This window comes from Acetobacter fallax, assembly GCF_011516735.1.
Lineage (GTDB): Bacteria > Pseudomonadota > Alphaproteobacteria > Acetobacterales > Acetobacteraceae > Acetobacter > Acetobacter fallax.
On the sequence record NZ_WOSX01000007.1, the window covers coordinates 126,109 to 140,308 of the forward strand.

11 protein-coding genes are annotated in these 14,200 nt (G+C 60.9%); 1 reads left to right on the plus strand and 10 read right to left on the minus strand.

Annotation, left to right across the window (positions count from 1 at the left end; genetic code table 11):
* Positions 1-29 precede the first annotated feature (29 nt).
* The 10 genes from GOB85_RS06085 to GOB85_RS06130 all read right to left on the minus strand — a co-directional run bounded on the left by GOB85_RS06085 (position 30) and on the right by GOB85_RS06130 (position 11,356).
* Positions 30-2,084, minus strand: a complete 2,055-nt coding sequence (locus GOB85_RS06085) for a ParB/RepB/Spo0J family partition protein (protein ID WP_018308134.1) — start codon at positions 2,082-2,084, stop codon at positions 30-32.
* 997 nt (positions 2,085-3,081) lie between these two features.
* Positions 3,082-3,864: a hypothetical protein gene (locus tag GOB85_RS06090; protein WP_010668178.1), complete on the minus strand. Its 783-nt coding sequence runs from the start codon at positions 3,862-3,864 to the stop codon at positions 3,082-3,084.
* Positions 3,861-4,589: a hypothetical protein gene (locus GOB85_RS06095; protein ID WP_010668179.1), complete on the minus strand. Its 729-nt coding sequence runs from the start codon at positions 4,587-4,589 to the stop codon at positions 3,861-3,863. The genes GOB85_RS06090 and GOB85_RS06095 overlap by 4 nt, the downstream gene beginning before the upstream one ends.
* Entirely contained in the window at positions 4,589-6,724 is a 2,136-nt protein-coding gene (locus tag GOB85_RS06100; protein WP_023979780.1) for a 2Fe-2S iron-sulfur cluster-binding protein, read from the minus strand. The genes GOB85_RS06095 and GOB85_RS06100 overlap by 1 nt, the downstream gene beginning before the upstream one ends.
* Before the next feature lie 134 nt (positions 6,725-6,858).
* Entirely contained in the window at positions 6,859-7,422 is a 564-nt protein-coding gene (locus tag GOB85_RS06105; protein WP_173576634.1) for a c-type cytochrome, read from the minus strand.
* A gap of 66 nt (positions 7,423-7,488) precedes the next feature.
* Positions 7,489-7,758, minus strand: coding sequence for a hypothetical protein (locus GOB85_RS06110; protein ID WP_242011317.1), 270 nt, complete (start codon positions 7,756-7,758; stop codon positions 7,489-7,491).
* A gap of 203 nt (positions 7,759-7,961) precedes the next feature.
* The gene (locus GOB85_RS06115; RefSeq protein ID WP_173576632.1) at positions 7,962-8,768 is read right to left on the minus strand and encodes a copper resistance protein B; all 807 of its coding nucleotides are present in this window, start codon (positions 8,766-8,768) and stop codon (positions 7,962-7,964) included.
* A complete protein-coding gene (locus GOB85_RS06120) occupies positions 8,765-10,597 on the minus strand; it encodes a copper resistance system multicopper oxidase (protein ID WP_173576631.1) in 1,833 nt (610 codons plus the stop codon). The genes GOB85_RS06115 and GOB85_RS06120 overlap by 4 nt, the downstream gene beginning before the upstream one ends.
* A gap of 76 nt (positions 10,598-10,673) precedes the next feature.
* Positions 10,674-11,081, minus strand: coding sequence for a hypothetical protein (locus GOB85_RS06125; protein ID WP_236748168.1), 408 nt, complete (start codon positions 11,079-11,081; stop codon positions 10,674-10,676).
* A gap of 2 nt (positions 11,082-11,083) precedes the next feature.
* The gene (locus GOB85_RS06130; RefSeq protein ID WP_007284529.1) at positions 11,084-11,356 is read right to left on the minus strand and encodes a metal-sensitive transcriptional regulator; all 273 of its coding nucleotides are present in this window, start codon (positions 11,354-11,356) and stop codon (positions 11,084-11,086) included.
* A 43-nt stretch (positions 11,357-11,399) separates the two neighbouring features.
* On the opposite strand from GOB85_RS06130, the gene GOB85_RS06135 reads away from it, so the two are divergent.
* On the plus strand, positions 11,400-13,826 hold the full coding sequence (locus GOB85_RS06135) for a heavy metal translocating P-type ATPase (RefSeq protein ID WP_077813805.1): 2,427 nt from the start codon (positions 11,400-11,402) through the stop codon (positions 13,824-13,826).
* The last annotated feature ends 374 nt before the right edge of the window (positions 13,827-14,200 follow it).

Sequence of the window (14,200 nt, forward strand, 5' to 3'; positions counted from 1 at the left end):
GTTCGGAGTCATGAATTACGAGGCGCCCGTCATTCGGCCGCGATATTCGTGGCGGTTTCGATGGGGATAACAGCGACCTGTTTCTGATGACCGTCGGTCAAACCAGCAGTTCGCAATGCTTCGGGCAGCCAGCCGGAGCCGTCCAGCAACTGCTCGGCCTCACTGGCCATGTCCATTTTCTTGAGATGCGCAATGCGGGCCGCTGCCTCATCGCCGCGTGCTTCGCGTACGGCTTCGAGGATACGCGCCTTGGTGACACGGCCGAGATAGTTCTCCACCGTCGGCTGCCATCCCGCTTCGGCCGGATTGAGTTGGAGCACTGTCGCCAGCCGGCCGGCTCGCGCCAGGCGCTCCCTGACGCTACGTGCCAGAGACGGACCATGGGACGATTCATGCAGCGCGTTGACGCCAAAAGACAGGCAATGCGCCAGTAGGGCCAGGCGACTGGTATCATCCAACCCGTCGAGCCACTGCCAGAGTGCATCCTCGTCATCGGGAAGATCATGCTTCCAGCCCTCGTTGCGCTGGCGAAGTTCATGAGCGGGAACACTGCCCGGCATGTCTGGCGAATGCACCCGCAGCGGGATTTCCCGGACATAGGCTTCCAGGCAATCCGCGCCCGACACCTGCCAGTAGAGATCGCGCACCAGCGTGTGGAGCAGTTCGGTCAACGCGATGTGCGGATTGCCGGCGAACGCGTCACGCAGGGCCAGCGTGCGCCAGGCCGTCAACTCTGTCAGCAGGCGGTCGGGCAGCGGCTTCAGCCCATCTTCCTCTTCGGGCTCGGTGCCGGGGGCGCCTTCCGTCCCAGTTCCTTCGACGTCATCACCCGCGCCGTGATGGACGACCGCGTCATCATCACCCTCGGGTGTATCCGGGCCGTCCTCGGGCTCCGCCGGCACATCTTCAGGGCGGACGAAGCCCCGTTCGACCAGCAGCGTGGCATCAGTATCCAGGCTGATAAAGGCCCCTGCCCGGACCACCTCCGCCGGATCGAAGGACACAGGGCGTTCTTCCAGCGCCTCAATAGCCTGTTCGATCTCCCCCAGCCGGGTATCGACGTCGTCGGGGAACTCATCGGCCTGTGCGTATTCCGCCTCGATGGCTTCCTGCTCGCTGTGCAGAGCGGTTAGACGGGCGGCTTCTTCTTCCGAGAGCACAACCGGCGAGCCTTCAATCCTCGCGAAGCCCCGCGTGTGTCCCCACGGGAAGGACAGCGCCGTCTCGACCCACTTCCAGCCTTCGGCGCGGATGTCATCGGCCGCCCCAGCCAATTTGTCCATCACCAGCCGGTCGAGGAGGGTCGGATCCTGCAGCCAGCCGCCGTCATCGGCCTCGAACAGGTCACGCATGACATGGCCACCGGCAGCGAGATAGGCATCCAGCCCGACGAAGCGCACGCGGCGATCCGATGCGCGCACGGTTTTTTCCGTCAGCATGCGGCGGATCAGATAGGGCTCGCGGTTATGGCTCTGGGCGATAATCTCCCAGACCTGCTCCTGACGGGCATGGTCATCACTGATGGAAAACGCCATGAGCTGATCGAGCTTCATGCCGTCCTGCTCGTAAATCTCGAGCAGTTTGTCGGACACGGTCATCAGGCGCAGGCGCTGTTTGACCACGGTGGGCACGACGAAGAACGCGGCGGCGATCTCGTCCTCGGACATGCCCTTCTCCAGCATGTCCCGAAAGGCACGAAACTGGTCCAGCGGATGCAGCGCCACGCGCTGCACGTTCTCGGCCAGGGAATCATCCTCGGCGAGAATGGCCGATCCGGCCTCGCGCACGACACAGGGCACCGGGGCAGTCTTGGCCAGTTTCTTCTGCTTGACCAGCAGTTCGAGCGCGCGGAAGCGACGGCCGCCAGCCGGCACCTCGTAGGAACCTGTCTCCGTCCCATCATCGTTCAGAACAGGGCGTACGTTGAGGCTCTGGAGCAGCCCGCGACGTTCGATGTCGCGGGCCAGTTCCTCGATCGACAGGCCGGCCTTCACACGCCGCACATTGGACTGCGACAGCACCAGTTTGTTGAAAGGGATATCACGGGACGCATTGAGAGCGATTTTCTGGATGGCGCTCGCCATGGCGGAACACTCCGTGACGGACGGGCGGAAGCCTCTCTCCCACCCCTGAATCCGTCATGAAATCACTCCCACCCTCTGACTTTTCATGAAAAACCCGAGGCCGATTAAGTCGCTAACCGTCCTCTTGTCGGTCGTCCAGCCTGTGTTATCTGCTCCCCGAAACTGGACATGTGGACTCGCAGTATACATCACAAAAGATGCGATGTCCGATCTGTATCCGAGTCAGAACACCAACATGAACCGCACCGTCGACAGAATATGTTAGACCACCCGTAATCCACAGAAAAAGCTACCGAATGTCTCAAACAAAAACGACGCCTCACCATTCGGCGCTTCTGACTCAAGCCGGATCGCGACATCATGACACCTATTAATTATATAATGATATACACAAACGATGTTTCACAACATAATAAACGGCGTATTCAGGGCAATCTTGTGCAGTCCAGCGATGCATCGTGATGTTCGCCCCACCCCTTTTGCCGGGAAGTGGCACACCTTCTGGCATTTAAATCCGCCAGACAGTTCTTGAACTCAGCCGTTCCCGGAGTATGCCCCATGCTCCGGCAACTTTGTTCGTCCTCAGTGAGTCGACGATCTGTCGTCGTGCCACATGCAGAAAGCAAAGCGATCAAAGAGATACACGTCGTTATTTTAAACGAATTCCTCAAGTATGCGATCATAACGTTCCTCCGCCATCATCAATGGTAAGCATATAGTAAAGCCTGAACCCTTCTAGGAGTGTCCTAATAATTATAGATTTTTTTGAAGAAATGTCAATTTTTCTATCTAGCCGTAACCTGGAAATAACCCTATTCGGGCCAGAGTAAGCCAACTGCTTTCTTCAAAGGTTTACGACGTGCGAAATAATCATACGTAACGTTCGATATATTTTCTGATTTACAATATCTTTTTTGGGCAATGTCGCCGCTTCTAGTGATTTCATCATCACACACGCGCGTTAAATGGCGATATTCTGACGCAAATTTCGTAAGATTTAATGGTGCTTATACCATCCATACCCTCGAATATTGTTCCATGCATCGGTGGTATGGCAGGCATAGCAATGCTCCACCGGGGCATCCTGATGCGCGACGTGCTGCGAAATCATTTTGAAATGCATCATGTAATGGCTGGGCGGCGCCTTGTGACAGGCGTTGCAATCCGTCGATATCTGATCGGCGGGATGTTCGAACGCGGCGATCAGCCATGTCTTGGTGGAGTGACAACTCGCGCAATCAGGACCAAAGCGGGCGCGATGAGGATCCACGTTGGAGTGACAGCTTGCGCAATTCAGATGGAGAACGGCATCACGGTCAAGTCGATGATCAGTCGGAATAGCCGCAGCGCTTCCCGGAATCGGCGACGCTCCAACCAGCCCGGCCGAGCGAAGTTGCGCAACGGTGTCTGACCAGAAATCCGCCCTCGTCAATGCACTATGATCCATCACGGTCATATGTGGCCGCTCACCGTGCTCCACATGACAGGACGTACATTGCGTCGCCGCGACATGAAACCGGGTGGATTGCTTGTCGGCGAACGACGCCAGAGAATGACAGGTCACGCAGTTATTGGTCACCACACCTGTGAAAGGCCTGTGACATGTCTCGCACTGGCCCGCGATAAACTGGTGCGCTTTCGAGATCGGTCCGGGATTCACCAACCCTTCCCAACCAGGAACTGCGTTACTGCCGGAACGATGCACGGCAAGGGGCACAACCAGTCCGACGATCAGAGCCGCAAGCGCAAAGACCGTATAGAGTATGACAGCGGGCTTCATAGCCACCTCAGCCCGTAATACAGGCCTGACCAGATATGCAGAATCAGCAGAAAATAGAGGATGACCACAAGGATGACGTGAATCTTGCGCCAACGCCCGAACAGTGCGTTCGCCACCCTCTCCGACCTGACCGCATACTCAACATCGGCCAGCGCCGAGGCAATCGTGGCCTCGCGATCCGATGTACCCCGCGTACCGGGATAGGCCGAGGTCAGAAAAAGGCGCTGGACGATATTATGGGGCACATCCGGCGTCTCGGGCATCAGATGCGCCACCCCGGCATCTGCCAGAGACGTGCGCAGTTGGGCCAGTTCCTGGGTGCGACCGCGCAATCCGCGCCCGATCTGGATCAACATGTAGCGCCCGACATAGCCACTAATAGCGAGGACGAGCATGATGCCGGTTAGCGAGATCCCCATCGGGCTATCGAATTTATGGGCGGCGTGGATCAGGCCCAAAATGGGTGCAAGGACGCCAGCATAGATATGCACCGACAGAAGGGTTCGGCTCTCGACACGCGGCGCGAAATAACGATGCACGACGGGAATGCGTTTGCCCGCTACGTAAATCAGCGGCACCAGCATCAGGATGGCGGCGCAAATGCCAATCAGGCTGCCAGCCAGACTCCCAGGAAAGCGTGGCGCGACATGCACCAGAAAGCCCAGCGGGAACAGCACCAGCAGGACGACCAGGGCGCCGACAATGATTTCGCTGCGCTCCTGCATCACGCCTCCACGACCAGCGGACCACCCGTGGTCTTCGCCTGACAGGCCAGGATGAAACCCTTGGCCTTGTCAGCCGGATCGAGCCCATCCTCGACCGCCATCGTCACCTCACCTTGCTGCAGGTGAGTCGTACACATGCCGCAGATACCGGATCGACAGGAGGATGGAATATTGACACCTGCCGCATCAGCCGCGTCGAGAACCGTTTCATCCAGTTGCAACGGAGCCGATTTCCCTGAAGTGGAAAACGTAATGGTCGTTGCGGCAGGCGTAACGGCCGGGGATGAGGGGGCCGCCACAGGCCCGACCGCAGGTTCGGCCTTCATCGCGGCTGGTCCGAATGCCTCGCTATGAACATTGGCTTCCGGCACAGCGAGATCCGTCAATAACGCTCTCATGCTTGCCATCATCCCGGGTGGGCCGCAGACATGGATACGCCGGTTTGTGAGATCTGGCACCGATTGCTGAAGCAGTTCCTTCGTGATGCGCCCTTCCGGCCCCGACCACTCTGTCCCCGGCGACCGCCGCATGGTGGCAATAACGTGCAGTTTGTCATTGCGACGTTCCAGCCACTCGATTTCCTGGCGAAACACATAGTCGATGCTGGCATGAGCGGAATAGACGAAGTAGATCTCGCCAGGCCAGACGATATCGGTCAGGTATCTCAGGACCGCCATCATCGGTGTGATGCCTACGCCGCCGGACAGCAGGACGATCGAGTCTGCCTCGTCACCCGTAAAGGTGAACATACCCGATGGACCCGCGATCTTTAAAAGATCACCCTCTTTGACCGTGTCGTGCAGGTAGCGCGAGACCAACCCATGTTCCTCGCGTTTGATCGTTAGTTCGAGATGTTCGACCTGCCCCGGCGACGATGCGATCGTATAGGACCGGCTCGCGGGCTTGCCAGACGTCGGCTCGATGGTGAGTTGCACGAACTGGCCGGGTTTGAAGTCAAAGGGAATCCGCCCCCCATCGGCCGGAACTAGATAGAACGTCACGATCGCCGGTGTCTCCCGAATGATCCGGGCCACTTTCAGACCGCCACGCCAGAGGCCGTGTCGAGGTGCGCCGACGATCGGAGTGGCCGTTCCACCGCCTGGTCCCGGTACAGGGGGAGGCGGCGGAACAGGAGGTGTTGGACCGCCGCCGGTCGACGATGGTGGCGTGGGCGGGACCGTTGGTTTCGGTGCGAATGCCGTGGTGGTCCTGAGAATCTCTTGCACGCGATGCAACCGCAGGACCTGCAAGATCAGCAGAGCGATCGATACCAGGATCAGGATCGTCATGAACACCAGGTGGGCCGGCGTCAATCCGAAAAACAGGCCGTTCTGCTGGCTCGCCGCGACTGTCGGCAGACCCATCTGTGCCGTGAACCAGTTGAATGCCACCATTTGAGGATTCACGAGGCCGGTCGCGGCCGCGCGCGCGGCCATTCCGCTATCGAGCAACGCAACGCCTTCATGGAGATGCTGGCTGGATCGACGCATCGTCTCCCACGACAGGGACTGAGCGGCATCGACCGATGCGGCGCCGACTTCGCGAAGACCGTCCTGAAGCCTCTGTGCCGCAATATCGGCCAGCATCTGACGTTCGGCGTCGGTCAGCTTCGGATGCGTCATCATGAAAGTATAAAGCGGCGTGCGACCGCGCGCTCCGCAACAACCCGCGTCGGCCTTGTCTGCTCCGGGAACCGCACTCAATGCCTGCCCAGCCTGAGGCAGCATGCGGCTCATCATATCGCCCTGCACCGCCGGCCCGGATGGTGGCGCACCGGGGTTCCCCGCCGCGCCCATGCCAGGGTGATGGCTTGCATGCTCGTCACCACCCATCGACATCATGCCGTCCATGTCGGACATACTTGAGTCGGGTCGAGCGGTGGTCGTCTCCATTCCGCCGGACGACTCGGCGCCATGACCGGCATCCCGGGGCGCTGCCATCGGCCCATCGTCTTCCGGCTGATCCCGCCGCAGCGCCAGCGAAGGTGGCGGGCTGCCTGTCGTAGGCCCCGTCATAGTGCCGCTGGACATGGCCGGAACGGCGGGAGACTCACCCGGTGCCTGAGCGAATCCCTCGGACATGCTGACGAGCAGCGTCATGATCACGACACTCACGCTCAAAAAGACACGCCTCATGGTTTCTCCAACACGCCATCATCCTCGGCAAAGCCCATACCGGCCCGTTTTCCGGATGTCGTCAGGACACCACTTATTACTATACGGGGGTATGGCATATTTTCCTTGATCTCGATCAATTATCCCAGCGGCATCTACTGTCGCGGCATCGGCATATCCATGTCGTGATGCATATGATGCCCGCCGGCTGCTTCTGCCCGAGCGACCAGCGCCTGGTAGGTGGAACTGTTCATTCCCGGAAGTTTCTCGAGAAACGCCACAATGTTCCAGAGATCGTCATCACCATGATCCGCCCAGGACGGCATGCCCGACATCTTGATGCCATGCTTGAGAATCCAGAACAGTTCGCCCGGCGTATAACGTTGCGCTACATCATTCAGAACCGGTGGCTTCGGATACATCCCCTCCGCCATATCCTCGGCCTCGACGCCCGGCGCCGAATGACATGAGGCGCAATGCATCGAAAAATGCGATGCACCACCGACGAGCCGTGCCTGCGTCTCAAGATCGACAGGTGCGGTAATGCCCTCGGCGTGATGCCGGATTGAATGGAGGCGTGCCGTTTCCAGAACACGATAGGTCAGCCGCCAGTGCGGCGAGGTGGCGCCCACATCATACAGGCCACCGAAAACGACGGTCGCTCCTGCGCCGATCCCAAACAGCAGGATACCGGCGAACCCCCAGATCAGTCTTGTCATACGTGCCTCCCTTGGCCTTTCCAGGGGCGACGCTGATGGCGCCGCCCCGCTCCGGTCTGGACCCGATCAGCGCTGATGAACCGCGTCAGGCATGCCCTGCGGCCCCATCGGCATCTTCATGCCGCTTTCCTTGTCACCGCAGCCCATTTTCATCTTGTGATCTGACGGCGCCATGGCGTGGCCGTTCGACATATTCATGCCCTTCATCTTCATACAGTCTCCCATCTTTCCCTTCATTTTCATGCCCTTCTCCATGCCCTCCATGCCGGAACCGGACATGCCGTCCATTTTCATCTTGTCGTGGTCCATCCCCGACATACCGGACATGCCCTGCATCCCGGACATATCCTGACCCTGCGGCTGGGCCGGTGCCGGAGCGGGTGTCTGGGCATGCGCAACCGAGGCTGTGGCCAGAAGTGCTACCAGAGCGGCCGAGATCCTGAAATTGACAGTTAGCATTTGTAAGTTCCTTATCTTTTTTTATCTGAATCGGGACCGCACGGTGCGCCCCGCAACGACTTCACATCGGGCAGGAGCGGTCAGAACCACGTCCTGATCCCGAAGGTGAAATTCAGGTCCTGGACACGCTCATGCCTTGAACGTGCCATGTCGGCGGCCTGACCGAACGTGCCGGAATAACTCACGCCGATATAGGGCGCGAATTTCCGATGCCATTCGTAGCGAAGCCGCAATCCCGTATCGATATCGGACAGCCCGGTTCCGACGCCGCGCGCACGATCGGACGCGGAATAGAAGTTCATCTCGACCTGGGGTTGGAGAATCAGGCGATTGGTCAGCAGGATATCGTAGGAACCTTGCAGACGCCCCGCCGCGCCTCGGTCACTGAAATATGCCGTGGCCTCCACATTGAAGAAATATAGCGCCAGTCCCTCGACCCCGATCGCGCCCCAGGCCCGTGTGGGGCCGTTGTCAATATCGAGACGCACGCCAGTCTGGACATCGAAATACCGGGAGATGGCACGATCATAGAGGGCCTCATGATCTCCATCACCGAACTTGCCGTTTGTGCCGACCGTGCCTTCGGATTTCAGCCAGAGCTTGTCGTAGTCGGTGCCGAACCAAGCCTGCCCATCGTAACGGAACTGCCCGCCATCGGCACCAAAGCGCGCCTCGAACTGGTCGAGCAGCGCATGCATGTAGATGTTATGGTCCATGACCGGCTGGATGCCGTTGATATAGACCACGGGCGCGGGAGCCGAGGCGGTCTGCGCTTCCTGGGTTCCTTCGCTCTGGCGTGCCGGGACTGACTGGGCGCGTCCCGTGCCAGGTACCGCGGTAGCCAGTCCAGCGGCAAGGACCGTGCCACCTATCAGACCCCGGATCACGACACCACCACCGTGCGGAACATGCCCACCTCCATGTGGTAGAGCAGGTGGCAGTGATACGCCCACAGCCCGGGTTCGTCCGCCGTGACCAGGTAACTCAGCCGCTCACCCGGCTTGACGGTAATCGTGTGCTTGTAGGGTCGGCACTCGCCCTGCCCATTTTCCAGTTCACTCCACAACCCATGCAGGTGGATCGGATGCTCCATCATCGTGTCGTTGATCAGGACGAAGCGCACCCGCTCGCCCAGGGTGAGACGAATGGGCTCCGCTTCCGAGAACTTCTTGCCGTCAAACCCCCAGATGAAGCGTTCCATGTTGCCGGTCAGATGCAGGGTGATCTCGCGCGATGGCGGGCGCGGGTCCGCGCCCGGGATCGTCGCCCGCAGATCGGCATATGTCAGAACGCGGCGACCATTGTTCTCCAGCCCGTCGCCCGGTTCCGCCAGCCGGTTGATCGGCATCATGGCGACACTCTGCACCGCGACGCCGGGCTTCAGCTCTGTTTTATGCCGCGACGCAGCCGCCATGCCCGGCATATCCATCGCAGCGGCTCCGGGTCTGTTGGCCTCCTTCATGTCCATGTGATCCATGTCCATGCCGCCGCTGGCAGGGGCTTCACCGGGCTTCCCCGGCGAACTCCCCATCTCCATGCCCGCCATGCCGCCCTTCATGTCCATATTCCCCATACCCATGTCGGTCATGGTGCGCAGAGGGCGCGGGTCCATGGGGGGAACCGGCCCGGCAAGGCCCGAACGGGTGGCGAGCGTGCCGCGCGCGTATCCGGTACGATCCTCGGCCTGGGCAAAGACTGTGTACGGTCCATCGGCGGTGGGGCTGACAATTACATCGTAGGTTTCCGCTGGCCCGATGCGGAATTCATCGACCGGGATGGGCTCCACGTCATTACCGTCGGCCTGAACAACGGTCATCGTCAGGCCGGGAACCCGCACGTCGAACAGCGTCATCGCCGATGCATTGATGAAGCGCAGGCGAATGCGCTCGCCCGGTCGGAACAGGCCCGTCCAGTTCGCCCCGGGAGACTGGCCGTTGATCAGGTAGGTGTAGATGATGCCCGAAACATCCAGAATATCGGTCGGTGCCATGTTCATGGCACCCCATTGCAGACGATCCCGGATGGTCGCACCCAGCCCCTGTCGATGCGCGTCACGGAAGAACGTGCCCACCGTACGCTGGCGGAAATTGTAGTAATCGCTCTGGAATTTGAGGTTGGAGACGATGTCCTCGGGATCGACGTCGGTCCAGTCGGACAGGACCATCACATAGTCACGGTCGAAATGCTGCGCGTAACCATCCTTCGGATCGATGATCAGAGCCCCATACAGGCCCGTCTGCTCCTGGAAGCCGGAATGGCTGTGATACCAGTAGGTGCCGCTCTGATGCAGCGGGAAGCGATAGGTGAACGTCTCGCCGGGCGCGATGCCGCCGAAGCTGAGGCCGGGCACGCCATCCATGTGGGCCGGCACCCGGAGGCCGTGCCAGTGGATCGACGTGGGCTCATCCAACCGGTTGGTGACGTTCAGTTCGACCGTGTCACCCTGACGCCAGCGCAGGATCGGCGCGGGCGTGGAGCCGTTCACACCCACCGCGTGCATGCGCGCACCGGTGATATTGATCGGTACAGAACCGATCGTAAGGTCGAAACGGGTGCCAGGCAGCGGGTCGGGCCGACCCGACGCCGGCGCATAGACCGGAGCGTAGGCGCCCGCGCTGCCCTGCGGGACGGCCAGCGCCGCCCCCCACAGGCCCGTCCCGACGACGAAACGGCGGCGCGTGATCGCGCTCCGTCCCGCAAGGGATCGTATTGACATGAATAATAGTCCGCAAAAGAGAGAAGGCGGAACCGGTCATAGGTCAATGACCAGTCCTGAGACTGTCAGAACAGAATCAGGCCATCTGTCTGGGCGGTGGCAGCGCCGGCGCGAACCCATGACCGACGATGCGATCTGAGCGAGACAAGCCGAAAGGTGCCGTAACACCTGAGTAATCAAACGCCCTGGTCACGGAGGGCGGCATCAGCCAATTGGCGACGCAGGCACCCTGGGCGCAGCAATCGCCGCAATGATGACATGGATGATGGTCGTGGCACGGTTCATGATTGCAATGTGCGGTCGTCGTATCCGCACGGGATGGCATCTGCATCCCTGGCATGTCGGCCATCGGCTGGGTAACCACAGCAACTGTAGAGGGCAACGTGGCGGCATGACCCGGCATGACGGATGCCAGCATCAGCCCCACCTGCAGAAGCAGGCAGGCCAGCAACCGTCCCAACCGTATCGCGCCGATCTCTTGCACGTCTACCCCGTCATCTTGCTGACCGTTTCGATCAGTTCCCCGATTTTTTCCTGACGCTCCACCGGATCGCCGGATTCGATCGCCTCTACAACGCAGCCCGCGATATGTTCGCGCAGAACAAGCCCCTCGAGCCGATGCAACGCCGCCTTGGCGGCCCGAAGCTGAAGCAGAACATCCACGCAATAGCGGTCTTCGTCCACCATTTTCTGGATGCCACGCACCTGACCTTCGACCCGTTTCAGGCCCTGCGAAATCTTTACCCGTGACTGCCTCATTGCACTATACCCTACAGGGGCATACCTTGAAGTGCAAGCGATTATGGCATACTTCGACGCCGCGGCTGGCGGCCACAAGCAAGGGGGCTTCATGACGAACGACAATACAGCAGCTTGCGCGTCCCATCTCCATGGAGAGGGTCCCACCCCGGCAGCGACCGGAGTTGACGCGCACCTGGTCAAGGATCCTGTGTGTGGCATGACGGTCGATCCCGCGACGGCGACGCATCATGCCGACCATGATGGCCGGACCTGGTATTTTTGCAGCGCGCACTGCCAGACAAAGTTCGAGGCCGCCCCCTGTCATTACCTGCACAAGGCGGACACGACGCCCATCAAGCCTCAGCCCAGGCGGGCCGGGATGATCTGGACCTGCCCGATGCACCCCCAGATCCGACAGGATCACCCCGGCTCCTGCCCCATCTGCGGCATGGCGCTGGAACCGGAGGAGCCATCCGACGCCGACATGCCCAACCCGGAACTCGTGGATTTCAGCCGGCGCCTGTGGGGAGCGAGCATATTGGCGGTCCCGCTCGTCGTCATCGCCATGGCGGCGGATATGGGAGGGCTGGCATTTTTCGATGGCGGCCTGACGAACTGGATTCAGTTGGCGCTTACGGCACCAATCGTGCTGTGGGCCGGCTGGCCGTTCCTCGAACGCGGCTGGATGTCTCTCCGCACCCGGCATCTGAACATGTTTACGTTGATCATGCTGGGCGTCGGCGCGGGCTTTCTCTACAGCATCGCCGCGACAGTAGCCCCTGGCCTGTTCCCTGCTGCCTTCCGCATGCATGACGGGTCGGTCCCGGTCTATTACGAAGCCGCAGGTGTTATCGTGGCCCTGGTGTTGGCCGGGCAGGTCCTGGAACTGCGCGCCCGCGCCCGTACCAGTCGCGCCATTCGCGCCCTGCTGGATCTCGCACCGAAAATCGCACACCGTGTCGGCGCGCAGGATCGCGAGGACGACGTACCGCTGGCCCAGATCGTGCCCGGCAATCGGCTCCGCATCCGGCCGGGGGAAAGCATCCCGGTGGACGGCACCGTCATGGACGGGCGCTCCAGCGTGGACGAAGCCATGCTGACAGGAGAGCCAGCACCTGTCGCCAAGGGCCCGGGTGACAAGGTGACGGGCGGAACCATCAACGGCACCGGCAGCCTGCTGATGACGGCCGAGGCCGTTGGCTCGGACACGATGCTGGCCCGGATCGTCAGCATGGTGGCGGCTGCGCAGCGTACACGGGCACCGATCCAGGCGGTGGCGGACCGGGTCTCCGGCTGGTTCGTGCCGCTGGTCGTGCTTGTGTCCCTGCTGACCTTCGTCGTCTGGCTTCTGGTCGGTCCGCAACCGCGCTTCGGACACGCACTGCTGAACGCCATTGCGGTCCTGGTGATCGCCTGTCCGTGCGCGCTGGGCCTGGCCACTCCGATGTCGATCATGGTCGGCATGGGACGCGGGGCGCGAGCTGGCGTGCTGGTTCGCAACGCCGAGGCCCTGCAGGCACTGGATACGGTCGATACGCTGGTGATCGACAAGACCGGCACCGTAACGGAAGGCAAGCCCCGGCTGATCGCGACCGAAACATCAGGTGCATGGGATTCCAGCATCGTCCTGCGACTGGCGGCATCACTGGAAACACAATCCGAGCATCCGCTGGCCCAGGCGCTGGTCGCCGCGATGACGGAGCAGGGCCTTCAGGCCGCGCCGGTCGGGGATTTCGCGTCTCAGACCGGCCTGGGCGTGACCGGCACCGTGGACGGGCATGCCGTCGTCGTCGGAAACCAGGCCCAGATGCGGCAGCAGGGCATCGATGCGTCGGCATTGATCCCTGTCGCGGACACCCACCGGGCGGAGGGCGCGGGCGTCATGTTCGTCGGCATCGACGGACAGGCCGCTGGGTTGCTGGTCGTGGCCGATCCGCTGAAGACCGACGCGAAGGAGACCATCGCGGCACTGCACGCAGCCGGCATGCGGATCGTGATGCTGACGGGTGACAATGCCCGGACTGCGGAAGTCGTGGCCCGGCAGGCGGGAATCGACGAGGTACATGCCGACCTCAAACCCGAGGATAAGGCCGCGATCATTCGTGACATGCAACAGAAGGGAGCCCGTGTCGCCATGGCGGGCGACGGCGTCAACGACGCGCCGGCCCTGGCCACCGCCGATATCGGAATCGCCATGGGCACAGGCACCGATGTCGCCATCGAAAGCGCCGGGATGACACTGGCACAAGGCAGCCTCGCCGGACTGGTACGCGCCCGCCGCCTGGCACAGGCGACGATGCGCAACATCCGGCAGAATCTGGCATTTTCTTTCCTGTTCAATGGGATCGGCATCCCACTTGCCGCAGGCGTACTGTATCCCGTCTTTGGCCTTACGCTGTCGCCCATGTTCGCGGGAGGCGCGATGGCCCTGTCATCCCTGGCCGTCGTGACAAACGCACTGCGGCTCAATGCCCTGAGACTTCGGTGAAAGCAGATTGCCTATTTCGTTCAGAAGGCAATGCCTATCCGGGGCCCGCTTGCAGAGGTCGACCAGGAAGACATCCGGTGACTGCTGCGCCAAGCTATGCTCTCTTAATTCGGCAACAGGAAAGTCGTCTAGGTTCCATGTGACGATTATCGGCGCGTCTGCCTCGATCGCGGTCGCGGCGACGGGACGGTCATCAGGATCGAGCAACGTATATGGTCGGAATTGCTGTTCGTAAGTAAGCTTCCGGTGTGAGACGCCTTGTGGATTTTATGGTGTGGTGATGTGTTCTGTTCATGACAGAGCGATCAGAACAGAATGATGCTTGTGTCGCAGCGACATTCGCTGCGACACAAGCATCGCGAGCCCTTCATCCG

Coding starts and splice junctions, on each gene's coding strand:
- GOB85_RS06085 (WP_018308134.1), bottom strand. CDS start 2,084: ATGGCGAGCGCCATCCAGAAAATCGCTCTCAATGCGTCCCGTGATATC.
- GOB85_RS06090 (WP_010668178.1), bottom strand. CDS start 3,864: ATGAAGCCCGCTGTCATACTCTATACGGTCTTTGCGCTTGCGGCTCTG.
- GOB85_RS06095 (WP_010668179.1), bottom strand. CDS start 4,589: ATGCAGGAGCGCAGCGAAATCATTGTCGGCGCCCTGGTCGTCCTGCTG.
- GOB85_RS06100 (WP_023979780.1), bottom strand. CDS start 6,724: ATGAGGCGTGTCTTTTTGAGCGTGAGTGTCGTGATCATGACGCTGCTC.
- GOB85_RS06105 (WP_173576634.1), bottom strand. CDS start 7,422: ATGACAAGACTGATCTGGGGGTTCGCCGGTATCCTGCTGTTTGGGATC.
- GOB85_RS06110 (WP_242011317.1), bottom strand. CDS start 7,758: ATGCAGGGCATGTCCGGTATGTCGGGGATGGACCACGACAAGATGAAA.
- GOB85_RS06120 (WP_173576631.1), bottom strand. CDS start 10,597: ATGTCAATACGATCCCTTGCGGGACGGAGCGCGATCACGCGCCGCCGT.
- GOB85_RS06130 (WP_007284529.1), bottom strand. CDS start 11,356: ATGAGGCAGTCACGGGTAAAGATTTCGCAGGGCCTGAAACGGGTCGAA.
- GOB85_RS06135 (WP_077813805.1), top strand. CDS start 11,400: ATGGCATACTTCGACGCCGCGGCTGGCGGCCACAAGCAAGGGGGCTTC.